This window comes from Komagataeibacter europaeus LMG 18890 (assembly GCF_000285295.1).
In the GTDB taxonomy this organism is placed as follows: domain Bacteria; phylum Pseudomonadota; class Alphaproteobacteria; order Acetobacterales; family Acetobacteraceae; genus Komagataeibacter; species Komagataeibacter europaeus.
The window spans coordinates 1-1,179 of the sequence record NZ_CADP01000307.1 but is presented as its reverse complement, the minus strand read 5'-3'; the positions used below and the strand labels follow the sequence as shown (position 1 = coordinate 1,179).

General features: G+C 60.8%; 1 protein-coding gene. It reads right to left on the bottom strand.

Annotated elements, in window-relative coordinates; translation table 11 throughout:
* Nucleotides 1–972 (bottom strand): IS110 family RNA-guided transposase (locus tag GEU01_RS21990; protein WP_042711042.1); only part of this gene is annotated, 972 nt, incomplete at its 3' end.
* Nucleotides 973–1,179 lie beyond the last annotated feature (207 nt).

The following is a 1,179-nucleotide window of genomic DNA, read 5'->3' as shown; positions in this document are numbered from 1 at the left end:
TTTTGGCGTCCAAAGCCGATCTTTGTGAAGCAGGGCGTTTGCGAGGACAACGAGCTTTCGCATGATTGCGGTAATGGCGATCTTGGCGTGTTTTCCCTTTGCGATAAGGCGATCGTAAACACGCTTGAGGTCTGGGTTGAACCGCATGGCGACGATGGCCGGCATGTAGAGAGCTTGCCTTACGGTGGCACGACCACCCTGGATGAAGCTGCGGCCTCGCCATGTGCCGGACTGGCGCGTGATGGGTGCCAGCCCGGCCAGTGCAGCTGCCTGACCTTCTTCTATCATGCCGAGTTCGGGCATGTCGGCCAGAAGCGCATGAGCCGTGACCGTTCCCAGTCCCGGAATACTGGCCAGCACGTCCCGGCGCCGAGACAGATGCGCATCTTCCGCCACGAGCGCGTCAGTTGCCGCATCGAGGGATGTGACCTGCGCCTCGATCTGCCGCAGGCGATGACGCGCGTGGCGCTGCAGCAAGCTGATCGTGAGGGTCTTGAGACGATTGAGCGTTGCCGTGCGGTCTCGCATCAAACTGCGGCGCGCGGCCACCAGTTCGGCCAGACGGTTCTGTAGATCCGTGCGGACTGGACGCGCCACCGGATCCAGCAGGGCACCATAGCGTGCCAGCATCAATGCATCGACGCGATCTGTCTTCGCGAGTTTGCCGGTGGCTTCAGCGAAACGCCGCGCCTGTCGTGGATTAACCTTAACCAGCGGGATACCAACGGCCGCCAGGCGTTCCTCCAGTGTGCGGTGATAGGGGCCGGTTGGCTCGAACACCACCCGGGCAACGGCTTTGATGTCGCCGATCCAGCGCAGAAGCGCGGTCTGGCCCTTGCGGGTGTTGGCGACACGGACGGTATCACCGCCGGGGTGACGGGCAGCGTCGAGATGATCCTTGGATACATCGATCCCGATTGTGATCGATGCGGGTGGCAATTCGGCCTTGGAAGCCGCAACTGGATGCGTCATCTTTTCCATGTCCTATGCTTGTCATCCGAGGCCGAACCTCGGGTATCCGTTCAGGGCACAAGGAAAAGAAGGGGTGGTCATACTCTCAAGTCGACCCATTACGGTCTGCCTGTTACCGACCCGTCCCCTTCCTGATTTTTCCGGGGTGGCCACCCCGGAAAAATCAGTCCTTTGTCGCACGCAGCGACACGGAATGCATAAGACAAG